The sequence below is a fragment of the Saccharothrix coeruleofusca genome (assembly GCF_017876325.1).
Lineage (GTDB): Bacteria > Actinomycetota > Actinomycetes > Mycobacteriales > Pseudonocardiaceae > Actinosynnema > Actinosynnema coeruleofuscum.
In genome coordinates, this window is the sequence record NZ_JAGINV010000001.1 from 4,716,465 (window position 1) to 4,740,000 (window position 23,536).

A 23,536-nucleotide genomic window follows, 5' to 3' on the forward strand; every position below is an offset into this window, starting at 1 on the left:
GCTAAACGAACGCTAACTCCACTTCATGGTCTTTTCACGCGGTCGACCCGGCGGGGAAACGACCGAGGGGGAGCCCGGCCCGGACTCCCCCTCCGCGTGGAATCAACCCGAGGAACCGGCGAGGATCATCGGCTTGACGTCGAAGTCCTTCTCCAGCAGCCCGTAGGTGCGCATCAGCGTGGCGACGCGCTGCAGCCGGGTGGCGTCCAGCGAGGTCGGGAACTCGCCGAACTTCACCAGGCCCGCGGTCTCCTTGTCGACCTTGGCGTACTCCTGCAGCAGCGGCACGACCGCGGCGGAGTCGGAGGCGTCCTTCTGCCCCCTGGCCATCGCGCGCTGGAACGCCTCGATGGTCTTGGGGTTGTCCTGGGCGAACTTGCCGGTGGTGGCGTAGCCGCCGATCGGGATGCCGTCGGTCGGCCCGGAGGCCGCGTCCAGCACGGTGGTGGCGCCGATGGCGCGCTGGGCCCTGGTGATGAAGGGCTCCACCATGAACGCCGCGTCGACGCTGCCGCCCTTGATCGCCGCCTCCATGTCGGGGAAGGGCATTTCCTTGAACTCCACCGAGTTCGGGTCGACGTTGTTGGCCTCCAGGGTGGCCCGCGCGGTCAGCTCGGCGATGTTGCGGTAGGTGTTGATCGCGATCTTCTTGCCCGCCAGGTCCTGCGGGGACTTCACCGCGGCGTCGGGAGCCGCGACGATCAGGAACATCTCCGGCTTGGTCTGGTAGCCGTCGGAGACCAGCTTCAGCCCGTCCACTCCCTTGGCCGCCCCGTTGGCCTCGGCGGAGAAGAACGAGACCCAGTTGCCGAAGGTGATGTCGATCTCGCCCTTGATCAGGCCGGGGATCGCCGCCGCGCCGCCCTGGAAGTTGGTGACCTCGACCTCCAGGCCCTCGTCCCGGAAGTAGTTCTTCTTGATCGCGAGGTGGACCGAGGCGACGTCGAGGATGGGCAGCAGACCCAGCTTGATCTTGCTCTTCTCGACCTGGCCCGATCCCGAGGGGGCGTCGGCTGATGTGCTCTCGGAACCACCGAGCAGACCGCAACCGGAGACCGCGGCGAGCATCGCGACCGCGGACAGTGCGCTGAGGAGCCTGGTTGCCGAGCGGCCGACTCTTCGAGTCATGGGGGACATCTCCTGTTGGAGTGGCGACAGTGCGGGGGCAGGATGCACGGACGACAGGGGAGGCCCACTCAAAGTGATCCAGTGGTACGACAAGAACCCAGTCGACCGACACTCGAAGGTTTGATCCACTACCTTCGGTGAGCATCTTTGCACAGGCTGTCCAGAGGCAGGTGAACGCAGTGACCCAAGAAGACCCCGAATCGTCCATACAGAGCAATCAACGAGTGGTCGGGATCGTCGGCGCGGGGCCGGCGGGACTGACCTTGGGGAACCTCCTGCTCGAAGCGGGAATCCCCTGCGTGGTACTGGAACGCGGCACTCGGGAGTACATCGAGACACGCCCGCGAGCGGGGGTGATCGAACACCGCGCGGTGCAGATGCTGGCCGATCACGGGTTGGCGGGCAGACTGCTCCAAGAGGCGGATCGACACGGCGCCTGCGAATTCCGGGTGAACGGGGAAGCGCACGAAGTGGACTACTCGTCCCTCTACGAGGGGCAGACGCACTACGTGTATCCGCAGCAGGAGGTCGTCAAGGACCTGCTGAGCAACTACCTGGCCAGGGGTGGTGACATCCGGTTCTCCGTCACCGACGTCGAGCTGCACGGCATCGACACCCCTGAACCCGCTCTGACCTGGACTTCTTCCGACGGTCGCCGGGAGCGGCTCGAGTGCTCGTTCCTCGGCGGGGCGGACGGCTTCCACGGCGTGAGCAGGCGCAGCATCCCGCCGGGAGCGGTGCAGGAGTTCACCTACCAGCACGGCATCGAGTGGCTGAGCATTCTCGCCGAGGCCCCGCCGTCCACGCACAAGGTGATTTACGCGCTGCACCCCGACGGGTTCGCCGGGCACATGCTCCGCAGTTCTACGGTTTCCCGCTATTACCTGCAGGTACCGACCGACGACACGGTGGACAACTGGCCCGATGATCGCGTTTGGGCGGAGCTGCACAAGCGCTTGGCGCTCCGCGACTCGGACTGGAAGCTGACCGAGGGGCGCATCATCGAGAAGCGCATCCTGGACATGCGCAGCCACGTTGTCGAACCGATGTGCTACGGCAGGCTCTACCTCCTCGGCGATGCCGCGCACATCATCACACCGGTGGGCGCGAAAGGCATGAACCTCGCGCTGCACGACGCCGAGGTGCTCGCCGACGCCCTGATCTCATACCACCGAACGGGTGATGAAAGCGGGCTGCGGAGCTACTCCGAGGTGTGCTTGCGCCGGGTCTGGCGTGCGCAGGAGTTCTCGCAGTGGATGGTGTTCATGATCCACCGGTCACCGGAACCGTTCCTGAGCCGCCTGGGACAAGCCCGGTTGGAACACCTCATCGCTTCCGGAGCTTCCGCCGGGTATTTCGCGCAGAACTACGTGGGACCGTGATCCGCGCTCGTCCGGTCGCTTCTCCCGACCGGACGCGCCAATGACCCGAAGACCACCGCACCGCCATTGCGGCACCGGCACGAAAATGCGCCGGAACCCATCGGCGGTGCGCCGGTCGATTTCTCCCCGACCGGTCGCCGCACCCCCGGCGGCGGGCCGCTGAACAACCGAGGACGACCACCGGGAACCCCGACGACGAAAAGACCCCCGCAGCGCGGAAGCCTCCTCGGAGGATTCGGCGCCACGGGGGTCCGGGAATGGACCGGCTAACGGGAGAACAGGTCGTCCCGCTCGTGGGCGGCGACCAGCCCGGCCCGCTCGGTCTCGGCGCGCTCGGCCTCCGCCCACCGCGCGGCCCGGCGCTCGTCCGCCCGGTGCTCGTCGACCCGGCGCTCGTCGACCCGGCGCCTGTCCGCGACGTCCTCGGCGGGCTTGCCCACGTTCAGCAGCCGCGCCACCTCGGCCCGCAGCGCCACGAAGGTCTCCGACTCGCGCGTGGTGACCTGGTCGCGCCGCGCGGGCAGGTCGACCCGCAGGTCCGCCACCACGGAGGCGGGCGAACCCGAGAGCACCAGCACGCGGTCGCCCAGGTACACGCTCTCGTCGATGTCGTGGGTGACCACCAGGACCGTGGTGTCGTGCTCGGCGCGGACCTTGAGCAGCAGGTCCTCCAGCTCGAACCGGGTCTGCGCGTCGACCGACGCGAACGGCTCGTCCATCAGCAGCAGCGCGGGCCGGTAGGCCAGCGCGCGGGCGATGGCCACGCGCTGCTGCATCCCACCGGAGAGCTGCCATGGGTGCTTGCGGGCCGCGGCGGACAGCCCCACCCACTCCAGGGCCTCCGCGGCCCGCGTGCGGCGCTGGGCGCGGCTCAGGCCGCGCCGCAACGGGAACTCGACGTTGCCCTGCACGGTCAGCCAGGGGAACAGCGAGCGGCTGTAGTCCTGGAAGACCACGGCGAGGTCGTCCGGCACACCGCGGACCTCGTCGCCGTGCAAGGTGATCTCGCCCTTGCTCGGGCGGATCAGGCCGGAGATGGTGCGCAGCAGCGTGGACTTGCCGCAGCCGGACGGGCCGACCACGCAGACCAGCTCACCCGCGCCCACGCGGAAGGACAGATCGGCGATGGCGGTGTGGGCCCCGTCCTTCGCCTGGTAGGTGTGGCCGAGGCCGGTCACCTCGAGCATCGCGGTCATGTCAATCCTCCACCGTCGCGGGGGTGCGCTCCGCCCGCTTCGGCTGCCAGGCCAGCGCCCGGCGCTCGAAGGACAGGAGCACGGTGTTGAGGGCGTAGCCCAGGACGCCGAGCAGGACGATCCCGGCCCACATGTCGGGGAAGTCGAACTCCCGCTGGGCGATGAGGAGTTGCGACCCGATCCCGTTGTCGGTGCCCACCAGTTCGGAGACGACCATGAGCACCAGGGACAGCGACAGGCTGACCCGCAGCCCGGCGAAGATCTTCGGGGCCGCGGCGGGCAGCACGACACCGAGCACCCACTGCGCCCTGGGGATGCGGAACACCGCCGAGGTCTCGAACTTGGTGGTGTCGACGGAGCGGGCGCCGTCGACGCTGTTGAGCAGGATCGGCCACAGCACGCCGAAGACGATCGTGGCCAGCTGCATGGACGTGCCGATGTTGAAGATCAGCAGGAACACCGGCACCAGGGTGGGCGGCGGGATCGAGCGCAGGAACGTCAGCACCGGTCCGGCGAACTGCATGGCCGCGGTCGAGCGGCCCATGGCCACCCCCAGCGAGACGCCGACCACCGCGGCGATGCCCCAGCCCGCCAGCAGCCTGCCCACGCTGGGCAGCACGTGGTCGAACACGGTGTCGGTGAGCAGCAGATCGCTCAGCGGACCGGAGAACCACAGCTCGTGGGCCGACGCGGCGATCTCCGACGGGGGCGGGAAGAACGTGTCGTCGACCGCGCGGGTGACCAGTTCCCAGACCACGACGAGGCCCGCGAACACCACCCAGCGCTGGAGGAACCCGGACAACCTCGTCACGAGCGCCCCCCGGTGGCCGAGCCCCAGCCGACCCAGCGGCGCTGCGCGCGTTCCAGCCCCTCGTTGAGCAGGTAGCCGATGACGCCCGCGACCACGGTCCCGGCGAGGACCAGGTCCATGCGGCCCGCGCCGCTGCGGGCCTCCATGATGAACTGCCCGAGCCCTCCCGAGCCGCCCGCCAGCAGCTCGACGCTGACCAGGACGACCAGGCCCGTCGTCGCGGCCAGCCGGACACCGGTCAGCACGAACGGCAGCGCGCTGGGCAGCGCCACCGAGAGCAGCACGCGCGCGCGGCCCGCGCCGAACGCCCGCGCGGTCTCCACGAGCAGGGGGTCCAGCTCGTCCAGCGCGTAGACCGTGTTGAACAGGATCGGCCACACCGCCGCGTAGACGGCGAGGCTGATCTTCATCTCCGGTCCGATGCCCAGCACCATGATGGCCAGCGGGATCAGGGCCACCGAGGGGATCGGGCGGAGGAACTCCACCACCGCGCGGGTGGCGTGGCGGACGGCGGGCACGCTGCCCAGCACCAGGCCCAGGGGGACCGCGATGCCGATGGACAGCCCCACCGCGATGAGCAGGGCCAGCACCGTGGCCACCACGTCCCTGAGGAACGGCTCATCGCCCAACAGCTTCGACAACTCCACCGCCACCACTGACGGCGGCGGTAAGTACTCCAGGGGAACCAGACCCGACCGGCCGAACAGCTCCCAGACAACGAGGAACCCGACCGCGCCGAGCAGCCCTCGGGTGAGCGCACGCACGCGCAACGCCTACTTCCCAGTTGATCAACCCGAGCCAACCCGGCTCAATCTAGAGAGTGGCACCCGCTCGCCACAATGCGTGGCGGCAAAACTCCGCCAGGTGATCTTCGGCGTGACAAGGGAAGTCGGCGGTCCACACAGGACTCGGCGGACCGATCGGGTCGACCGGGGTAGGCGCTGCCCGACCGAAAGGACGACACCGGGGCGACGCCATTCGCAGCACGCGGTTGCGCCGGGGTGGCGCCCGGCGGGGGTGGTAGCCCCGGCCGGGCGCCAGGCGACCGCTACAGCCCGACGGCCTTGTACAGCGAGCCGACCTCCTGGCGGTTGAGCACGCGCATCGAACCGGGGCGCTGGTTGCCCAGGCGCACCTCGCCCACCGCCGTGCGCACCAGGCTCTGCACCGGGTGGCCCACCGCCTCCAGCAGCCTGCGCACGATGTGCTTGCGGCCCTCGTGCAGCACCACCTCCACCAGGGCGCGGCCGGGCATGGAGGAGATCAGCTTGAACGAGTCGACGCGGGCCGGGCCGTCCTCCAGCTCCACCCCCGCGCGCAACTGCTTGCCCAGGCCCTTGGGGATGGGGCCGGGCACCTCGGCCAGGTAGGTCTTGGACACCTCGTAGGAGGGGTGCATCAGCCGGTGCGCCAGGTCGCCGTCGTTGGTCAGCAGCAGCAGGCCCTCGGTGTCCGCGTCCAGCCTGCCGACGTGGAACAGCCGCTCCTTGCGCTGGGACAGGTAGTCGCCCACGCACGGCCGGTGCTGCTCGTCGTGCATGGTCGACAGCACGCCGCGCGGCTTGTTCAGCACGAGGGTGATCACGTCGTCCTTGAGCACCACGCGCACGCCGTCCACGTGGACCACCGCGGTCTCCGGGTCGATGCGGCGGCCCTGCTCGCGGACCACCTCGCCGTCGACCTGGACGCGGCCGAGCTCGATCAGCTCCTCGGCCACCCGCCGCGAGGCGATCCCCGCCTTGGCCAGCACCTTCTGGAGCCGGACGCCTTCAGAACCGGGGTCAGACATCGTCGATCGCATCCACTTCGGGCAACAGGGGGGCGATCGGGGGCAGGTCGTTCAACGACGACAGTCCCAACCGCTCCAGGAACAGTTCGGTCGTGCGGTAGAGGAGGCCACCCGTGTCGGCGTCGGTGCCCGTCTCGGCGATCAGCCCGCGTGCGACCAGCGTGCGGATCACGCCGTCGACGTTGACCCCGCGCACCGCCGCGATCCGGGCCCTGGTGACGGGCTGCCGGTAGGCGATCACGGCGAGGGTCTCCAGCGCGGCCCGCGTGAGCTTGGCGCGCTGCCCGTCGAGCAGCAACTTCTCCACGAATGGCGCGAAGCGGTCCCTGGTGTAGAACCGCCACCCCTCTCCGATTCTACGCAGGTCGATGCCGCTGCCCGCCTCGGTGTAGCGGGCGGCCAGCCGGTGCAGCGCCGAGGTGACCCGCTTCACCGGCTGCTCGAACACCGCGGCGAGCTGCTCCTCGGCGATCGGGGTGTCCACCACCAGCAGCACCGACTCCAGCGCGCCCTCGAACTCGGCGTCGTCGGCCAGGTCGGGCAGGCCGGTGCTCTCCGCAGCGTCGTCCGCAGCGTCGTCCGCCACGTGAGCGCCCGCCTCCTCCGGCGCGGGGCGCGGCTCAGGCTCGGTCACCCGTACTCCTCGTCCTCCTCGTCGCGGACCTGCGCCCGCGCCTCCTCCAGGGTCCCGCCGACCCACGTCACGCGCAGCTCGCCCAGCGGGTCGTGCTGCTCGAACGACAGCGACTTCTCCCGGTACAGCTCCAGCAGCGCCAGGAACCGCGCGACCACCTCGATGGTCTCCGCGCAGTCGGCGACCAGCTCGGCGAACGTCGCCGTGCCGCACGCCGCCAGCCGCTCGCGCAGCAGCGCGGCGTGCTCGCGGACCGAGATCCGGTGCTGGTGGATGTGCGCGGTGGACACCGCGGGCGGCGGCTTGGGCCGGAACACCGCGGCGGCGATCTCGGCGAACCGCCGGGCGTCCACCCCCAGCATCACCTCCGGCAGCAGGCCCTCGTAGCGCCGCTCCAGCGCCACCGAGCGCGGGTAGCGCCGGTAGGCGCCCTGCTCCAGCTCCCCGAACAGCGCCGCCACCTGCTTGTAGGCCCGGTACTGCAGCAATCGCGCGAACAGCAGGTCGCGCGCCTCCAGCAGCGCCAGGTCCTCCTCGTCCTCCACGTCGCCCTGCGGCAGCAGCCGCGCCGCCTTCAGGTCGAGCAGGGTGGCCGCGATGACCAGGAACTCGGTGGTCTCGTCCAGGTCCCAGCCGTCGCCCAGCGCCCGGATGTGGGCGATGAAGTCGTCGGTGACCTGGTGCAGCGCCACCTCGGTGACGTCCAGGGTGTGCTGCGAGATCAGCTGCAGCAGCAGGTCGAAGGGGCCCTCGAAGTTGGTCAGCCGGACCTTGAACCGACCGTCGGGGACCTCCGCGACCTGCTCCTCCGGTGGGGGCGCTGGCGCGGTCACCGCTCGCGCAGCCTGCGCACCAGCAGCGAGTCGGCGCCGTGGACCTCCAGGTCGTCGAGCACCACGGCGATCGCCTCGCGCACCACCCGGCCCCGGTCCACCGCCAGGCCGTGCTCGGCGCGCAACTGCAGCCGGGCGTGCTCCAGCCCGATCAGCTCCTCGTCGGAGACGTAGACGGTGATCTTGGTCGAGTGCTTCTGCCTGCCGGTGCCGCGCCGCTGCGGCGGCGACTCCGGTTCGGCGACGGGCGCGGGCGCGAGGGGGGTCGCTTCGGCCGGGCTGGTGAGGCGGAACAGCTCCGAAGCTCCCGGCAGCGAGGGGCGTCGGGTCACCGGGCGATCACCTCGCGCGCCAGCGCGCGGTAGGCCTTGGCGCCCGCCGAGCGGGGCGCCCACCGGGTGATCGGCTCCCCCGCCACGGTCGTCTCCGGGAACCGGACGGTGCGGTTGATCACCGTGTCGAACACGACGTCGCCGAACGCCTCCACCACGCGCGCCATCACCTCGCGCGAGTGCAGGGTGCGCGGGTCGTACATGGTGGCGAGGATTCCGGTGATCTCCAGCTTCGGGTTCAACCGCTCCCTGACCTTCTCGATGGTGTCGATGAGCAGGGCGACCCCGCGCAGGCTGAAGAACTCGCACTCCAGCGGGATGAGGACGCCGTCAGCCGCCGCGAGGGCGTTGACCGTGAGCAAGCCGAGCGAGGGCTGGCAGTCCACCAGCACGTAGTCGTACTGGTCGATCACCGGGCGCAGCGTGCGCACCAGCGTGTGCTCCCGGCCGACCTCGGAGACCAGCTGGATCTCCGCCGCCGACAGGTCGATGTTGCTGGGCAGCAGGTGCATCTCGTCCACCGGCGTGCGCATGATCACGTCCTGCACGCCGACGTTGCGCTCCATGATCACGTTGTAGATGGTCTGGTCGAGCTGGTGCGGCTGCACCCCGAGCCCGACCGACAGCGCCCCCTGGGGGTCGAAGTCGACCAGCAGCACGCGGCGGCCGTACTCGGCCAGCGCCGCGCCGAGGTTGATGGCCGAGGTGGTCTTGCCCACCCCGCCCTTCTGGTTGCAGATCGCCAGGATCTTCGCGGGCCCGTGGTGCGCCACCAGCGGCGGGTCCGGCACGAACCGCAGCGGCCTGCCGGTGGGCCCGATGTCGCCCGCGACCTGCTCGGTGGCGTCCTCGTCGAGCGGGGCGGCGTGCGGCGCGAGGCTGAGCTCCACCGACGCGCGCGGCACACCGGTCGGCGCGGGCGGCGGGACGTACCCGCCCTCGCCCACGTGCTCCGGTGTCGACATCGCTTCCCGATCCGTAGTCCTGTGCCTGGGCGAAGCCTAGGCACACCACCGCCACCCAGCAACGCGCCTCGCCGTACGGGGGCAGGTTCCCCACCCCGGCTACCTGGCCGCGGCGGTCCGCTCCCCCATCCGGTCGGCGGTCCGGTCGGCCGCCCGCAGCACCACGTCGAGCAGGCCGGGGAACAGCTCGTCCAGGTCGTCGCGGCGCAGCGAGACCCACCGCTGGTTGCCGCAGGCCCTGGTCCGGGTGATGCCCGCCTCGCGCAGCACGCGCAGGTGCTGCGACAGGGTGGACTTGGCCACCTCCACCAGCAGGGCCCCGCACAGCCGCTCCCCGTCCGCCTCGATCTGGCGGACCACGGCCAACCGCGTGGGGTCGCTCAACGCGTGCAGCACCGCGCCCAGCTCGATCTGCGAGCGCTCGGGCTCCTCAAGACTCGGCACCTCGGCAGCACCTCCCGCTCCGCTCAGGTGTGCGCACACGGTACCGCCCGCTACTGGCGCGCACGGGGGTGCGCGGTCGCGTAGACCTCGCGCAGCGTGTTCACCGTGACCAGGGTGTAGACCTGCGTGGTGGTCACCGAGGCGTGACCGAGCAGCTCCTGCACCACCCGCACGTCCGCGCCGCCCTCCAGCAGGTGCGTGGCGAAGGAGTGGCGCAAGGTGTGCGGCGAGACCTCCGCGGTGATGCCCGCCCGCTCGGCGGCGGTCTTGAGCACGTGCCAGGCCGTCTGCCGGGACAGCCTGCCGCCGCGGGCGTTGAGGAACAGCGCCGGGTTGGCCCGCTTGGCCAGCGACGGCCGGGCGCGCACCAGGTAGGACTCCAGCGCGGCCAGCGCGGGCCTGCCCACCGGCACCACCCGCTGCTTGCCGCCCTTGCCATCGAGCAGCACGGTCCGCTCGGCGGCGTCGACGTCGTCCACGTCCAGCCCCACCACCTCGGAGATCCGCGCGCCGCTGGAGTACAGCAGCTCCAGCAGTGCGCGGTCGCGCAGCGCCGCCGGGGTGTCCCCCGGCGTGTCCAGCAGCCGCAGCACGTCGTCGACCGGCAGCGCCTTGGGCAACCTGCGCGGCGGCGTCGGCGGGTGCACGGCGCGAGCCGGGTCGGCGGGGGTGACGCCCTCGCGGTGGGCGAACCGGTGCAGACCGCGCACCGCCACCAGGGTCCGGGCCGCCGACGAGGCGGCCAACCCGCGCTCCCGCAGCGAGGCCAGGAAGTCGGCCACCACCGCCTCGGTGACCCCGGCCAGGTCGGTGATCCCGCGCGCGGCCAGGTGCTCGGCGTAGCGGCGCAGGTCGCGGGCGTAGGAGTCCAGCGTGTTGCGGGCCGTGCCGCGCTCGACCGCCAGGTGGTCCAGGTACGTCGCGATCGAATCCTCCACCACCACGGCGACCACCTTGGCACAGCGCGCTGCACCCGCCGCCGGGCGGGCTAGGTTTGCCCGGTGTCCCAACCCCACCGGGTGCGCATCGGCAACCAGCAGCGCGAGGAAGCGATCAGCGCACTGAACGACCACTTCGCCGCGGGCCGCCTGGAGATCGGCGAGTACGAGCAGCGGGTCGGCTACGCCGCGGCCGCGCAGACCGCGCAGGACCTGGCGGCGCTGTTCCGCGACCTGCCGCAGCCGCACCCGCGGTTCCTGGCCCCGCCACCGGCCTACTACCCGCCCCCACCGCCTCCGGTGGGGTACGTGCCGCAGTACCACGCGACGCCCTACGGCGTGGACCCGCTGACCGGGCAGCCGCTGTCGGACAAGTCCAAGATCGCCGCCGGGGTGCTCCAGCTGGTGACCCCGTTCGGCATCGGGCGGTTCTACATCGGGGACGTCGCGATCGGCGTGGCGCAGCTGCTCACCTGCGGCGGCTGCGGGATCTGGACGTTGATCGACGGCATCATCCTGCTGGTCAACGGCGGGACCGACGCCCAGGGGCGCAAGCTACGCGACTAGGTTGCGCGCCAACGTCCACGCCACGGCCAGTGCGACGACGGGGGCGCCGACCCGGCGCGGCAGCGGCGGCGTCGGCAGCCCCGCACGCGAAGCGCGGAACCACCGCCACCACAGCCAGGCCAGCAGCGGCAGGCCCGCGACCAGCATCGCCGCGTTGAAGTGCCAGGCGGCGGCCAGGTCGCCGTGCAGGAGGGCGTGGACCATGCGGGTGGATCCGCAGGCGGGGCACTGGATGCCGGTCAGGGCGTAGAGGGGGCAGGGCGGCAGCAGCGAGCCCGGCTGGTTGGGGTCCACGACCAGCAGCAGGGCGCAGGCCGCACCTGCCCCCGCCGCCATCGCCAGTGGTCCGCGCACCCGCCCAGTGTGCCTGGTGGGTGCGCGCCCACGTCACGCCAGATCGCGAGTCGAACGCTCAGGACCCCTGAGTTCGTCGTTCGGGTTGGGTTATCCAGCAAAGAGGGCGCTCGCCGCGCGGCAGGTCGCCAAGGATGGCGGGTCGCGCCGCTGCGCGCGCTCCGCGCGCGCCCCCCTGGTGCGTGGGCAAGTACTACCCGACGGGGCCGGGAAGGCCTGTAACTACTACCCGAGGGGCGCGGAAGCGCCGGCCAGGGCCGCGGAAGTGCGGGTCGGGGTGCGCGAATGTTGAGTTCAGGGTGTCTGAGCGTTCGACTCGCGGGGACGACACGCCCAACACGCCCATAGGTGGGTGACACCGGGGGCGGGCGTGGTGGGCCGCCCGGCTGGTGGCCGGGCGGCCCTGGGCTAGGAACGCGAGGCGAACTTGGTGGGGCGGTCGGTGAAGGGGGCGTCGGCGGGGCGCGGGGTGGCCCGGCCCGCCAGGACCGCCTGGGCGGCCAGCAGGCCCGCGACGGCGGCGCCGTTGACGATCTCGCCCGCCAGCGCCATCGCCACCGCCTCGTCCAGCGGGAACCGCCGGGCCTCCAGGTCGGCCTCCTCCTCGCCCATGGCCTCCCGGTCCACCTCGGTCAGGCCGCGGGCCAGGAACACCCGCACCACCTCGTCGGTGAAACCGGGCGAAGCGGCCACGTCCACCAGCGTCACCCAGTCGGTGGCGGCCAGGCCGACCTCCTCGGCCAGCTCGCGCCGGGCCGCGGCCAGGGGTGTCTCGTCGCCCGCGTCCAGCAGTCCGGCGGGCAGCTCCCAGATCCGCTTGCCCAGCGGGTGCCGGTACTGGTGGATCAGGGTGACCGCGCCGTCGTCGTCCACCGCCGCCACGGCCACCGCGCCCAGGTGCTCCACGACCTCGCGCCGCGCCGTGCCGCCGCCCGGCATGGCCACCTCGTCCACCCGCAGCGCGACGACCTTGCCGACGTGCACGTCGCGCGAGGCGACGGTCTGGAACTCGTGCCTGGTCACTGGGCCGCCCCGGCGGTCTCGGGCAGCGGCAGCCGGTCGGCCAGCCGGTAGTCCAGCGCGGCCTTGACCAGCGCGGCGAACAGCGGGTGCGGCTTGGTCGGACGGCTCTTCAGCTCCGGGTGCGCCTGGGTGGCCACGAAGAACGGGTGCACGTCGGCGGGCAGTTCGACGAACTCCACCAGCCTGCCGTCCGGCGAGGTGCCGGAGAACACCAGCCCGGCCCGCGCCAGCCGGTCGCGGAAGGCGTTGTTGACCTCGTAGCGGTGCCGGTGCCGCTCGGAGACCTCGTCGGCGCCGTAGGCCCTGGCCACCTGCGAGCCGGGGATCAGCTTGGCCGGGTACGCGCCCAGGCGCATGGTGCCGCCCATGTCGCGCTGCCCGGACACCACGTCCTCCTGGTCGGCCATGGTGCTGATGACCGGCGAGCCGGTCTCCTCGAACTCGGTGGAGTTCGCGTCCTCGATGCCCGCCAGGTTGCGCGCCGCCTCGATGACCATGCACTGCAGCCCCAGGCACAGGCCCAGCAGCGGGATGCCCCTGGTGCGGGCGTGGGTGATGGCGCCGATCTTGCCCTCGATGCCGCGCACGCCGAAGCCGCCGGGGATCAGCACCGCGTCCACGCCCGCCAGCGCGTGCGCCGCGCCGGAGGCGGTCTTGCACTCGTCGGAGGGCACCCACGCGATCTCCACCTTGGCGCGGTGGGCGAACCCGCCCGCGCGCAGCGCCTCGGTCACCGACAAGTAGGCGTCCGGCAGGTCGACGTACTTGCCCACCAGCGCGATGCGCACCTTCTCCGCCGGGTTGTGCACCCGGTCCAGCAGGTCGCCCCACACGGTCCAGTCGACGTCCCGGAACGGCAGCCCGAGCCTGCGCACCACGTAGGCGTCCAGGCCCTCGGCGTGCAGCACCTTGGGGATGTCGTAGATCGACGGCGCGTCCACCGCGGCCACCACGGCGTCGGTGTCCACGTCGCACATCAGGGCGATCTTGCGCTTGAGCGCGTCCGGGATCTCCCGGTCGGCCCGGCACACGATGGCGTCGGGCTGGATGCCGATGTTGCGCAGCGCGGCCACCGAGTGCTGCGTCGGCTTGGTCTTGAGCTCACCGGAGGGCGCCAGGTAGGGCACCAGCGAGACGTGCAGGAAGAACACGTTGTCCCGGCCCACGTCGTGGCGCACCTGGCGGGCGGCTTCCAGGAACGGCAGCGACTCGATGTCGCCCACGGTGCCGCCGACCTCGGTGATCACCACGTCGGGCGCGACGCCGTCGGGACCGGGCTCGGCCATCGCCCGGATGCGGCGCTTGATCTCGTCGGTGATGTGCGGGATGACCTGCACGGTGTCGCCGAGGTACTCGCCGCGGCGCTCCTTGGCGATGACCTCGGAGTAGACCTGGCCGGTGGTCACGTTCGCGTCGCCGGACAGGTCGCGGGCCAGGAACCGCTCGTAGTGGCCGATGTCCAGGTCGGTCTCGGCGCCGTCCTCGGTGACGAAGACCTCGCCGTGCTGGAACGGGTTCATCGTGCCGGGGTCGACGTTGAGGTAGGGGTCCAGCTTCTGCATGGTCACCCGCAGGCCGCGCGAGGTCAGCAGCTGGCCGAGGCTGGAAGCGGTGAGCCCCTTGCCCAGGGAGGAGGCCACGCCCCCGGTGACGAAAACGTGCTTGGTCGTGCGTGCCTGAAGCACCAACGAGGCTCCCGTGGTCCGAAATTCCGCAGGGCCACCGCCCTGTCCACGGGCCCTAACGCTAACACGCCGCCGGTCACCCAGCGCACCGCAGTCCCCAGCGCGGATCACCCGGACGGCCTAGTCCCGCGAGTCGAACCTCCAGGTACCGCGAGTCGAACGCCCAGAACCCCCGAATTCAACGCCAGGGCGGCGATGCCCGCCCGCGAACGGGCCGTCCACAGTGGACGATTACGCCCGGTCGGGTGAATCGGGTCCGTCTCCCGGACCTCCGAGGGGAGGGAAGCCGTGGGGCGGGGTCCGCGTGTCGTCGCCGGGGAACTCGGCGGCGAGCTCGGCGGAGGCTTCCGAGGCGGGCGCGGCGCCACCACCCATCGCCAGCACCGCGCCGACGACGGCGACCAGGCAGGCGACGGCGAGCACCACCACGCCGTCACCGGCTTCCCACTCGCTGGGCGCCCCGCCCGCCGACCTGCCCTGGTCCAGGGTGTTGGTGACCACGGTGATCACCGACCACACCGCGCCGACCAGCACTCCGGCACCGCCGAAGGCCAAGGCTCGGGCGAGGCCGTCGCGCCGGGGCCGCGCGGCGGGCGCCGCAGGTCGCGCCGCGGGCGCCACGGCCGCGCCGTCGGGCTCACCGGCAGGCTCGGCGTCGACGGGCCGCAGCTCGTAGACGACGATCTCGCCCTCGGCGGGGTCGGGCCTCGCCGGGGCCGGACGCCGCCCGACCAGCAGCGCCGCGGCCACCGCGAGCAGCACCGCGCCCGCGGTGATCGGCACACCGAACCGGGAGCTGGCCCTCAGCTCCTCGGGCAGTTCCAGGCCGACCGACTCCACCGCCCAGGACGTGACGGACAGACCGACCCACCCGCCCGCGCGCTCCCAGCCCATCGTGTACAGCGGCAGCAGGGTGCCCACCACCGCCAGTCCGGCCGCGGCCAGCAGGGCCACCACGGCCAGGACCACGCGGTTCACGTCGTCTTCTTCTTCCCCCTGCGCCGCACCACGGGCACGTTCTCCTTGTCCGCCTTGGCCGCCGCCAGCAGCTCCTCGGCGTGCGCGCGCCCGGTGTCGGTGGAGTCCATGCCCGCCAGCATCCGGGCCAGCTCGACCACCCGCTGCGACTCGTCCAGCACCCGCACGCCGCTGCGGGTCAGCACCCCGTCGGCGGTCTTGTCCACCACCAGGTGCCGATCGGCGAACGCGGCGACCTGCGGCAGGTGGGTGACCACGATGACCTGGTGGCTGCGCGCCAACCGGGCCAGCCGCCTGCCGACCTCCACCGCCGCGCGCCCACCCACGCCCGCGTCGACCTCGTCGAACACCAGCGTCGGCACCGGGTCGGAGTGCGACAGCACGACCTCCAGCGCCAGCATCACCCGCGACAGCTCGCCGCCGGAGGCGCCCTTGTGCACCGGCAGCGCGGGCGCGCCGGGGTGCGCGATCAGCCGCAGCTCCACGTCGTCCACGCCGCTGACGCCCGCGTGCAGGCGCCGCCCGTCGACCTCCAGCGCCTGCGGGTCGCCCTGCTCGGCCACGCGGGGCCGCACCACGACCTCGACCGTGGCGTGCGGCATGGCCAGCCCGGTCAGCTCCTCGGAGACCTCGCGGCCCAGCTCCAGCGCCGCCTCGGTGCGCGCGGCGGTCACCTGCCGGGCGTACCCGGCGAGCTCGGCGGCCAGCTCGTCGCGCCGCGCGGCCAGCGCCGCCAGCGCCTCGTCGGAGGTGTCCAGGCCGGACAGCCGGGAGGCCGCCTCCCGCGCCCACGCGATCACGCCGTCCACGTCCGCGGCGTACTTGCGGGTCAGCGACTTCAGCTCGGCCTGCCGGGCGAGCACCTGCTCCAGCCGCGCCGGGTCGGCGTCCAGGTGCTCCAGGTAGGAGGCGATCTCCGCGCCCACGTCGGCCAGCAGCGTCTCCGCCTCCACCAGCCGGGGCTCCAGGTCGCGCAGCTTGGGGTCCTCCGAGGTGCCCAGCCTGCGCCTCGCCTCGCCGATCAGGCCCAGCGCGCCGGGGGTGTCGGGATCGCCGTCGGGTGCGCCCGCCACCGCGTACTGGGCGCCCGCGGCAGCCTCGCGCAGCTGGTCGGCGTCGGCCAGCCTGCGCGCCTCGTCCACCAGCTCGACGTCCTCGCCCGGCTTGGGGTCCACCGCGCTGATCTCGGCCAGGCCGTGGCGCAGCAGGTCGGCCTCGCGGGCCAGCTCGCGGGAGCGCTCGGTGCGCTCCACCAGCTCGGTGGCGACGCGCAGCCACTCCTCGCGCACCTTCTGGTAGGCGCGCAGCGGCTCGGCCACCTCGTCGCCCGCGAACCGGTCCAGCACCGCGCGCTGCTCGGTGGGGCGCAGCAAGCGCAGCTGGTCGTTCTGGCCGTGCACGGCCAGCAGCTGCTCGGCCAGCTCGGCCAGCACGCCGACGGGCACCGACCGGCCGCCCAGGTGGGCGCGCGAACGCCCGTCCGCGCCGACCGTGCGGACCGCGATCACCGCGCCGTCCTCGTCGGGCTCGCCGCCGACCTCCTCGGCGACCTTCGCCGCCGGGCTGCCCGCCGGGGCCTGGAAGCGGCCCTCGACCACCGCCCGCTCCGCGCCGTTGCGCACGCGCGACGCCTCGGCCCGCCCCCCGCCCAGCAGGTGGAGGCCGGTGACGACCATGGTCTTGCCCGCGCCGGTCTCGCCCGTCACCACGGTGAAACCGGGGGCGAGCTCAAGGGTGGCCTCGTCGATCACACCGAGGCCCTGGATGCGCATCTCGGCCAACACAGGCCGAACACTACTGGGCGATCCCGACACGCGAGCGGTCAACCTGCCGCCGGACCGCGCCAACCCTGCACCGGCAACGAGAACTTCTCCACCAGCCGATCGGCGAAGGGCCCCTGCCGCAACCGGACCAGCCGCAGCGGCGTGCTGCCGCCCGCGACCTCCACCCGAGCCCCCGGAGGCAGCTCGACGGTCCGCCTGCCGTCGGCGCACAGCACCGCCGGGTGTCCCCCGGCGTCGACCTCCAGCGCCACCACCGACGCGGGCGAGACCACCAGCGGGCGGGAGAACAGCGCGTGCGCGTTGCTCGGCACCACCAGCAGGGCCTGCACGTCCGGCCACACCACCGGGCCGCCCGCGGAGAACGCGTAGGCCGTGGAGCCGGTCGGGGTGGCCACCAGCACGCCGTCGCAGCCGAACGCCGACACCGGCCTGCCGTCGACCTCCACCACCACGTCGAGGATGCGCTCCCGCATGCTCTTCTCGACGCTGGCCTCGTTGAGCGCCCAGGTGCTCTCCAGCACCTCGCCGTCCAGCACCGCGATGATGTCGAGGGTCATCCGCTCCTCGACGTCGTAGTCGCGCTGGATCACGTGCCCGATCGCCTCGAACAGCGCGTCGGAGTCGGCCTCGGCCAGGAAGCCGACCCGGCCCAGGTTCACCCCGAGCACCGGCACGCCCGCCGCGCGGGCCAGCTCCGCGGCGCGCAGCAGCGTGCCGTCACCGCCCAGCACGAACACCAGCTCCGCGCCCTCGGCGGCCTTGTCGTCGGCGGGCACCACCTGCGCGTAGCAGGACGGGTCGAGGTCGGGCGCCTCGTCCTCCAGCACCCGCAGCTTCACCCCCGCCTCGGCGAACCGCGCGGCCACCTCCTGCGCGACCCGGACGTTGCTGCGCCGCCCGGTGTGCACGACCAGCAGGATCTCCCTGCTGCTCACCGAACCGCCGCAACCCGAACCGCCACTCACCGAACTGTCGTTCACCGAACTGTCGCTCACTGGGGTCCTTCCGCGACGGCCTCGCGCACGAGCGCGGCGGCGGAGTCCGCGTCCAGGGGATCGCCGTGGCGCAGCCAGGCGAAGAACTCGACGTTGCCCGACGGGCCGGGCAGCGGGCTGGCGACCACGCCGTGCAACCGCAGGCCCAGCGCCGACGCGGCGTCCACCACGTCCAGCACCGCCCGCGCGCGCAGCTCGGGATCGCGCACGACCCCGCCCGAGCCCAACCGCTCCTTGCCCACCTCGAACTGGGGTTTCACCATCGGCAGCAGATCGCCCTCCTCGTCGAGGCAACTGGCCAGTGCGGGCAGCACGAGCCTCAACGAGATGAACGAGAGATCGGCCACCACCAGTTCAACCCGGCCCCCGATGTCCTCCGGGGACAGCGACCGGACGTTGGTCCTGTCCTTGACCACCACGCGGTCGTCGGTGCGCAGCCGCCAGTCCAGCAACCCGCGGCCGACGTCGGCCGCGACCACCTCGCGGGCCCCCGCGCGCAGCAGCACGTCGGTGAACCCGCCGGTGGACGCGCCCGCGTCCAGGCAGCGCCTGCCCTCGGCGGAGACCCCGTCGAACGCCTCCAGCGCGCCCAGCAGCTTGTGCGCGCCACGAGAGGCCCAACCGGGGTCGTCGTGGTCGCGGACGACCAGCGCCGTGTCCAGTTCGACGGCGGTGGCGGGCTTGGTGGCGACGGTGCCGCGGACGGTCACCTTGCCCTCGGCCACGAGCTGGCTGGCGTGCTCCCGTGAGCGGGCCAGCCCGCGGCGGACCAGTTCGGCGTCGAGCCGAGCCCTGCGCGGCACCTCGTCACACCTTGTCGATGCTGGACAAGGCCGCGGTCAGCGCCGTGTGCACGTCGTCGAAGCGGGCCACGTGCTCGACGACGTCCAGCCGCTCCAGGCCGTCCAGCCCGGCGAGCGCGTCATCGATGCCCGCCACCGGATCGCGCGGCGGTCCGGGCAGGGGAACTTCGAAGCTCACTGGTTCAAGGTAGCCGATCCAGCACCGACAGGTCCGCCGCCACGTACGTCGGCCGCCGCTCCTCGGGCAGCGCCCGCGCCTCGGCCTCGGTGGACACCCCGGTGAGCACCAGCAAGGAGTCCATGCCCGCGTTGACCGCGCCCGCGATGTCGGTGTCCAGCCGGTCCCCGACGACCAGGGGCCGCTGCGCGCCCAGGGACTTCGCCGCCTGCTCCAGCAGCGGCGTCGCGGGCTTGCCCGCCACCAGCGGTTCGACACCGGTGGCGGTGCGCAGCGCGGCGACCAGAGCACCGTTGCCGGGCAGCAGGCCGCGCTCGGTGGGCAGCGTGGCGTCGACGTTGCAGGCGACCCAGCGGGCGCCCGCGCGAACGGCCACGCAGGCCTCGGCCAGCTCGCGCCAGCCGAGGTCCTGTGACAGGCCCTGCACGACGGCCACCGCGCCCGCCGCCTCGCGGGTGGGGGAGAACCCGCGCAGCCGGACCTCCTCGGCCAGCGCGTCGGTGCCCAGCACCAGCACCGGGGAGCCCTCCGGCACCAGGTCCACCAGCATCGTCGCGGCGGCCTGGGCGCTGGTGCTCACCTCGTCGAGCGCGGCGTCGAAACCCAGCTCGGTGAGGTGCTCGGCGACCTCCCGAGGCGAGCGCGAGGCGTTGTTGGTGACGAACCTGATGCCCGTGCCGCGCTCCCGCGCGGCGGCCACCGCGGCCACCGCGCCGGGCACGGCTTCCCGCCCGCGGTAGACCGTGCCGTCGAGGTCAAGCAGCAGTGCGTCGTAGCGGGCCAGCAGCACGGTCTCCCCCACCTGTCGTCCAGTCCTGCGCTGTCGGTCGTTCCTGCGCGGTCGTCAGTCCCGCGCTGTCGTCAGTCCCGCAGTGTCATCAGTCCTGCGGGCTGAGGTCGAACGCCCGCTCGGCGGCGTCGGTCTCGCCCTCGTCGTCGGCCTCGGCCGCGTTGAGGAACCACTTCACGGCTTCCTCGGTGCGCCCGGCGGCCTCCAGGTTGTCGGCGTAGGCGTAGAACAAACGCGCGCTCCACGGGTTACGACGCTTGGGGTCGAGGTCGTCGCCCTGCAGCGCGACCACCGCCGCCTCCAGCTGTCCCATGTCACGGCGGGCCCCGGCCGCGACGATGCGCAGCTCCACGGACTCGTCCGGGGACAGCTTCAGCCCCTGCGCCTCGCGCGCCAGCTCCAAGGCCCGCTCCGGCCTGCCCAGGGCGCGCTCGCAGTCGGCCATGACCGCGATGTGGCCGGGTCCGTGCGACATGCGACGGGCCGCGCGCAGCTCGGACAGCGCCTCGGCCCACTCACCGGCGTGGTAGGCGGTCAGCCCGGCGGCCTCGCGGACCACACCGACCCGAGCGGCCTTGCCGCGCGCGTACCGGGCGTGCTCCAGCGCGAGCTCGGGGTCGCTGTCGATCAGCATCCCGGCGGCGGCCAGGTGCCTGCCCACGATCTCGGCCAGGCCCTTGGGCAGACCGCGCAGCTCCTGCTTGATCTCGGGGGCCAGCGCGGAGATGTCGGCTTCGGCGGGCAGCTCGGGAATGCCCTTGCGGATGCCCTCACCGCTGTCCTCGCGACGCTCCTCGCGCTCCTCGACACCCGCCGCCTGCTGGACGTCCTCGGCCTCGGTCTTTGCCTCTACCTGGGTTTCGACCTCGGCTTCGGTCTCGGTCCCGGTGCGCTCGTCGTCCTGCTGCTCCCCCTGCGGCTCATCGGCGGGCAGCTCGGTTTCCACCTCGGCCGTGACCTCGGGGACTGCGGTCGCCTCCGTCAGGGCCGGGGTCTCCTCGATGGCCTCCTCGGCCACCGGCTGCTGCTCATCGGCAGGGGCAACGCGCTCCTGGAAGCGGGCGGCGCGGTCACGGCTGCGCTCGTCGCGCTGCTTGTTGAAGCGCGGACGGTCCTCACGCGGACGGTCCTCACGCGGCCGATCCACACGCGGACGGAACTCGCGGCGCTCACCGCGGTCGTCCCTCCGCTGGTTACCACCGCGCTCGTCCCGGCTCTGGTAACCGCCGCGGTCATCGCGCGGGCGGAACTCGCGACGCTCGCCGCCACGGTCATCACGCGGCCGGTCGTCCCTGCGGTCGAAACGCGGCCGGTCATCACGACGCTGGTAGCCGCCACGGTCGTCCCGACGCTGGTAACCACCACGGTCATCGCGCGGACGGAACTCCCGACGCTCACCACCGCTGTCATCACGACGCTGGTAGCTGGGCCGGTCATCACGCTTCTGGTAACCGCCGCGATCATCGCGCGGACGGAACTCCCGGCGCTCGCCGCCACGGTCATCACGCGGCCGGTCGTCCCTGCGGTCGAAACGCGGCCGGTCATCACGACGCTGGTAGCCGCCACGGTCGTCCCGACGCTGGTAACCACCACGGTCATCACGGGGCTTGAACTCCCGACGCTCACCACCGCTGTCATCACGACGCTGGTAGCTGGGCCGGTCATCACGACGCTGGTAACCGCCGCGATCGTCGCGCGGACGGAATTCACGGCGCTCGCCGCCACGGTCATCACGCTTCTGGTAACCGGGCCGGTCATCACGCCGGTCAAAGCGAGGCTTGTCGTCACGGGGACGGAATTCACGGCGCTCGCCACCGCGGTCATCGCGCTTCTGGTACCCACCCCGGTCATCACGGGGACGGAACTCGCGACGCTCCCCACCGCGGTCGTCCCGACGCTGGTAACCGCCGCGATCATCGCGCGGGCGGAACTCGCGACGCTCGCCACCGCGATCATCGCGACTCTGGTAGTCGCGGCGCGGGGCGCCTGTGCGATCGTCACGGCGGTCCGAGCGGGGACGGTCGTCCCGACGCTGGTAGCCACCCCGGCTCTCGTCCCTGCGGTCACCGCCGCGCGGCTTGTCGTAGCGCGGTCGGTCGTCGCGGCGCGGGTACCCGCCCGAACGCTCGCCTCCGCCGCTCTGCCTGCGGTCTGCGTCAGCGCGGCCACCGTCGGATCGGCGCGGTCGGTCTCCCTGGCCACGATCACGGTCGCCGGGACGATCCCCGAACCTAGACACCTAACTCCTCCTATGGACACGCCGAAAGGGCTTGTGATTTGAGCACATTTCACTGTGCCCCCACCACAAGCCCTTTCAGGGAAAGAATGTTCGGCGGCGTCCTACTCTCCCACACCCTCACGAGTGCAGTACCATCGGCGCTGGAAGGCTTAACTACCGGGTTCGGAATGGGACCGGGTGTTCCCCCTCCGCCATGACCACCGAAACACTATGAAGATAACCAACCTCACGGCACCCCATCGCCCCGGCCCATGCCGGTCGACCAGGTGGTCGGTTCGGTTCCTTCAGAACCGCACAGTGGATGCGTAGCGTCTTCGTGACAAGTCCTCGGCCTATTAGTACCGGTCAACTCCAGCCGTTACCGACCTTCCATCTCCGGCCTATCAACCCAATCGTCTCTTGGGGGCCTTAACCCACAAAGGGTGGGATACCTCATCTAGGAACGAGCTTCCCGCTTAGATGCTTTCAGCGGTTATCCCTTCCGAACGTAGCCAACCAGCAATGCCCCTGGCGGGACAACTGGCACACCAGAGGTCCGTCCGTCCCGGTCCTCTCGTACTAGGGACAGCCTTCCGCAAGTATCCTACGCGCGCGGCGGATAGGGACCGAACTGTCTCACGACGTTCTAAACCCAGCTCGCGTACCGCTTTAATGGGCGAACAGCCCAACCCTTGGGACCTACTCCAGCCCCAGGATGCGACGAGCCGACATCGAGGTGCCAAACCATGCCGTCGATATGGACTCTTGGGCAAGATCAGCCTGTTATCCCCGGGGTACCTTTTATCCGTTGAGCGACCACGCTTCCACAAGCCATGGCCGGATCACTAGTTCCGACTTTCGTCCCTGCTCGACCCGTCGGTCTCACAGTCAAGCCCCCTTGTGCACTTGCACTCGACACCTGATTGCCAACCAGGCTGAGGGAACCTTTGAGCGCCTCCGTTACCCTTTGGGAGGCAACCGCCCCAGTTAAACTACCCACCAGGCACTGTCCCTGATCCGGATCACGGACCGAGGTTAGACATCCAGTACGACCAGAGTGGTATTTCAACGACGACTCCACAACCACTGGCGTGGCCGCTTCACAGTCTCCCACCTATCCTACACAAGCCGAACCGAACACCAATACCAAGCTATAGTAAAGGTCCCGGGGTCTTTCCGTCCTGCCGCGCGTAACGAGCATCTTTACTCGTAATGCAATTTCGCCGGGCCTGTGGTTGAGACAGTCGAGAAGTCGTTACGCCATTCGTGCAGGTCGGAACTTACCCGACAAGGAATTTCGCTACCTTAGGATGGTTATAGTTACCACCGCCGTTTACTGGCGCTTAAGTTCTCAGCTTCGCCCCGAAGAGCTAACCGGTCCCCTTAACGTTCCAGCACCGGGCAGGCGTCAGTCCGTATACATCGTCTTGCGACTTCGCACGGACCTGTGTTTTTAGTAAACAGTCGCTTCTCGCTGGTCTCTGCGGCCGAAAAATCCTAGCCCGCAAGGGGCTTCAAATCCCTCGGCCCCCCTTCTCCCGAAGTTACGGGGGCATTTTGCCGAGTTCCTTAACCACAGTTCGCCCGATCGCCTCGGTATTCTCTACCTGACCACCTGTGTCGGTTTGGGGTACGGGCCGCATGAACACTCACTAGAGGCTTTTCTCGGCAGCATGGGATCACCCTACTTCGCCTCAATCGGCTATGCA

Annotated in this window: 24 protein-coding genes and 2 rRNA genes (1 of these 26 running past the window's edge); 3 read left to right on the forward strand and 23 right to left on the reverse strand. The window is 71.4% G+C overall.

Annotated features, from left to right (window positions below; translation table 11 throughout):
- Positions 1–102 precede the first annotated feature (102 nt).
- On the reverse strand, positions 103–1,128 hold the full coding sequence (locus JOF41_RS20915; protein ID WP_189224845.1) for an ABC transporter substrate-binding protein: 1,026 nt from the start codon (positions 1,126–1,128) through the stop codon (positions 103–105).
- 137 nt (positions 1,129–1,265) lie between these two features.
- Here JOF41_RS20915 and JOF41_RS20920 point away from each other — a divergent pair, with 137 nt between their 5' ends.
- Entirely contained in the window at positions 1,266–2,510 is a 1,245-nt protein-coding gene (locus JOF41_RS20920; protein ID WP_229795929.1) for a 4-hydroxybenzoate 3-monooxygenase, read from the forward strand.
- Positions 2,511–2,776: 266 nt separating this feature from the next.
- Here the strand turns inward: JOF41_RS20920 and JOF41_RS20925 are convergent, their stop codons facing one another.
- The 10 genes from JOF41_RS20925 to xerD all read right to left on the reverse strand — a co-directional run bounded on the left by JOF41_RS20925 (position 2,777) and on the right by xerD (position 10,458).
- Positions 2,777–3,706 carry an ABC transporter ATP-binding protein gene (locus JOF41_RS20925; protein ID WP_209621355.1) on the reverse strand — a complete coding sequence of 310 codons (930 nt, stop codon included), beginning with the start codon at positions 3,704–3,706 and terminating at the stop codon, positions 2,777–2,779.
- A 1-nt stretch (position 3,707) separates the two neighbouring features.
- Positions 3,708–4,517 carry an ABC transporter permease gene (locus tag JOF41_RS20930; RefSeq protein ID WP_209621358.1) on the reverse strand — a complete coding sequence of 270 codons (810 nt, stop codon included), beginning with the start codon at positions 4,515–4,517 and terminating at the stop codon, positions 3,708–3,710.
- Positions 4,514–5,281 carry an ABC transporter permease gene (locus JOF41_RS20935; RefSeq protein ID WP_189224849.1) on the reverse strand — a complete coding sequence of 256 codons (768 nt, stop codon included), beginning with the start codon at positions 5,279–5,281 and terminating at the stop codon, positions 4,514–4,516. The genes JOF41_RS20930 and JOF41_RS20935 overlap by 4 nt, the downstream gene beginning before the upstream one ends.
- Before the next feature lie 284 nt (positions 5,282–5,565).
- Positions 5,566–6,306 (reverse strand): pseudouridine synthase, encoded by a 741-nt coding sequence (locus JOF41_RS20940; RefSeq protein WP_189224850.1) that lies wholly within the window; start codon positions 6,304–6,306, stop codon positions 5,566–5,568.
- On the reverse strand, positions 6,299–6,940 hold the full coding sequence (scpB, locus tag JOF41_RS20945; protein ID WP_307867484.1) for an SMC-Scp complex subunit ScpB: 642 nt from the start codon (positions 6,938–6,940) through the stop codon (positions 6,299–6,301). Before scpB ends, JOF41_RS20940 begins: the two co-directional genes overlap by 8 nt.
- Positions 6,937–7,773, reverse strand: a complete 837-nt coding sequence (locus tag JOF41_RS20950; protein WP_189224852.1) for a segregation and condensation protein A — start codon at positions 7,771–7,773, stop codon at positions 6,937–6,939. Before JOF41_RS20950 ends, scpB begins: the two co-directional genes overlap by 4 nt.
- Positions 7,770–8,105, reverse strand: a complete 336-nt coding sequence (locus JOF41_RS20955; RefSeq protein ID WP_189224853.1) for a hypothetical protein — start codon at positions 8,103–8,105, stop codon at positions 7,770–7,772. Before JOF41_RS20955 ends, JOF41_RS20950 begins: the two co-directional genes overlap by 4 nt.
- Positions 8,102–9,070 carry a ParA family protein gene (locus JOF41_RS20960; RefSeq protein WP_209621360.1) on the reverse strand — a complete coding sequence of 323 codons (969 nt, stop codon included), beginning with the start codon at positions 9,068–9,070 and terminating at the stop codon, positions 8,102–8,104. Before JOF41_RS20960 ends, JOF41_RS20955 begins: the two co-directional genes overlap by 4 nt.
- A gap of 99 nt (positions 9,071–9,169) precedes the next feature.
- The gene (locus tag JOF41_RS20965) at positions 9,170–9,514 is read right to left on the reverse strand and encodes an ArsR/SmtB family transcription factor (protein WP_209621362.1); all 345 of its coding nucleotides are present in this window, start codon (positions 9,512–9,514) and stop codon (positions 9,170–9,172) included.
- A 50-nt stretch (positions 9,515–9,564) separates the two neighbouring features.
- A complete protein-coding gene (xerD, locus tag JOF41_RS20970) occupies positions 9,565–10,458 on the reverse strand; it encodes a site-specific tyrosine recombinase XerD (protein WP_372448490.1) in 894 nt (297 codons plus the stop codon).
- A gap of 57 nt (positions 10,459–10,515) precedes the next feature.
- Here xerD and JOF41_RS20975 point away from each other — a divergent pair, with 57 nt between their 5' ends.
- Entirely contained in the window at positions 10,516–11,019 is a 504-nt protein-coding gene (locus tag JOF41_RS20975; protein WP_189224855.1) for a DUF1707 domain-containing protein, read from the forward strand.
- Here the strand turns inward: JOF41_RS20975 and JOF41_RS20980 are convergent.
- The 10 genes from JOF41_RS20980 to JOF41_RS37275 all read right to left on the reverse strand — a co-directional run bounded on the left by JOF41_RS20980 (position 11,008) and on the right by JOF41_RS37275 (position 20,270).
- Complete coding sequence (locus JOF41_RS20980) at positions 11,008–11,373, reverse strand: DUF2752 domain-containing protein (protein WP_307867485.1); 366 nt, start codon at positions 11,371–11,373, stop codon at positions 11,008–11,010. The genes JOF41_RS20975 and JOF41_RS20980 overlap by 12 nt on opposite strands.
- A gap of 408 nt (positions 11,374–11,781) precedes the next feature.
- Positions 11,782–12,396, reverse strand: coding sequence for an NUDIX domain-containing protein (locus JOF41_RS20985; protein ID WP_209621365.1), 615 nt, complete (start codon positions 12,394–12,396; stop codon positions 11,782–11,784).
- Positions 12,393–14,084: a CTP synthase gene (gene pyrG / locus JOF41_RS20990; RefSeq protein ID WP_189224857.1), complete on the reverse strand. Its 1,692-nt coding sequence runs from the start codon at positions 14,082–14,084 to the stop codon at positions 12,393–12,395. Before pyrG ends, JOF41_RS20985 begins: the two co-directional genes overlap by 4 nt.
- 228 nt (positions 14,085–14,312) lie before the next feature.
- On the reverse strand, positions 14,313–15,059 hold the full coding sequence (locus JOF41_RS20995; RefSeq protein ID WP_209621367.1) for a hypothetical protein: 747 nt from the start codon (positions 15,057–15,059) through the stop codon (positions 14,313–14,315).
- Positions 15,056–16,843: a DNA repair protein RecN gene (gene recN, locus JOF41_RS21000; protein ID WP_189224859.1), complete on the reverse strand. Its 1,788-nt coding sequence runs from the start codon at positions 16,841–16,843 to the stop codon at positions 15,056–15,058. The genes JOF41_RS20995 and recN overlap by 4 nt, the downstream gene beginning before the upstream one ends.
- A gap of 38 nt (positions 16,844–16,881) precedes the next feature.
- Positions 16,882–17,778 carry an NAD kinase gene (locus JOF41_RS21005; protein WP_189224860.1) on the reverse strand — a complete coding sequence of 299 codons (897 nt, stop codon included), beginning with the start codon at positions 17,776–17,778 and terminating at the stop codon, positions 16,882–16,884.
- 56 nt (positions 17,779–17,834) lie between these two features.
- Positions 17,835–18,641: a TlyA family RNA methyltransferase gene (locus JOF41_RS21010; RefSeq protein ID WP_209621369.1), complete on the reverse strand. Its 807-nt coding sequence runs from the start codon at positions 18,639–18,641 to the stop codon at positions 17,835–17,837.
- A gap of 4 nt (positions 18,642–18,645) precedes the next feature.
- Positions 18,646–18,819, reverse strand: a complete 174-nt coding sequence (locus JOF41_RS21015) for a hypothetical protein (protein WP_189224862.1) — start codon at positions 18,817–18,819, stop codon at positions 18,646–18,648.
- A 4-nt stretch (positions 18,820–18,823) separates the two neighbouring features.
- The gene (locus JOF41_RS21020; RefSeq protein ID WP_306344687.1) at positions 18,824–19,621 is read right to left on the reverse strand and encodes an HAD-IIA family hydrolase; all 798 of its coding nucleotides are present in this window, start codon (positions 19,619–19,621) and stop codon (positions 18,824–18,826) included.
- Between the two features lie 76 nt (positions 19,622–19,697).
- Positions 19,698–20,270 (reverse strand): tetratricopeptide repeat protein, encoded by a 573-nt coding sequence (locus JOF41_RS37275; RefSeq protein ID WP_244989647.1) that lies wholly within the window; start codon positions 20,268–20,270, stop codon positions 19,698–19,700.
- Between JOF41_RS37275 and JOF41_RS37280 the strand changes: the two genes are divergently transcribed.
- Positions 20,259–21,890, forward strand: a complete 1,632-nt coding sequence (locus tag JOF41_RS37280; RefSeq protein ID WP_244989648.1) for a hypothetical protein — start codon at positions 20,259–20,261, stop codon at positions 21,888–21,890. The genes JOF41_RS37275 and JOF41_RS37280 overlap by 12 nt on opposite strands.
- 46 nt (positions 21,891–21,936) lie before the next feature.
- On the opposite strand, the gene rrf is transcribed toward JOF41_RS37280, so the two are convergent.
- Both rrf and JOF41_RS21035 read right to left on the reverse strand, forming a co-directional pair.
- Positions 21,937–22,053: ribosomal RNA gene (gene rrf, locus JOF41_RS21030) — 5S ribosomal RNA — on the reverse strand.
- Between the two features lie 110 nt (positions 22,054–22,163).
- A 23S ribosomal RNA gene (locus JOF41_RS21035) occupies positions 22,164–23,536 on the reverse strand; it runs 1,739 nt beyond the window's last position.

Coding starts and splice junctions, on each gene's coding strand:
- JOF41_RS20915 (WP_189224845.1), bottom strand. CDS start 1,128: ATGACTCGAAGAGTCGGCCGCTCGGCAACCAGGCTCCTCAGCGCACTG.
- JOF41_RS20925 (WP_209621355.1), bottom strand. CDS start 3,706: ATGACCGCGATGCTCGAGGTGACCGGCCTCGGCCACACCTACCAGGCG.
- JOF41_RS20940 (WP_189224850.1), bottom strand. CDS start 6,306: ATGTCTGACCCCGGTTCTGAAGGCGTCCGGCTCCAGAAGGTGCTGGCC.
- JOF41_RS20960 (WP_209621360.1), bottom strand. CDS start 9,070: ATGTCGACACCGGAGCACGTGGGCGAGGGCGGGTACGTCCCGCCGCCC.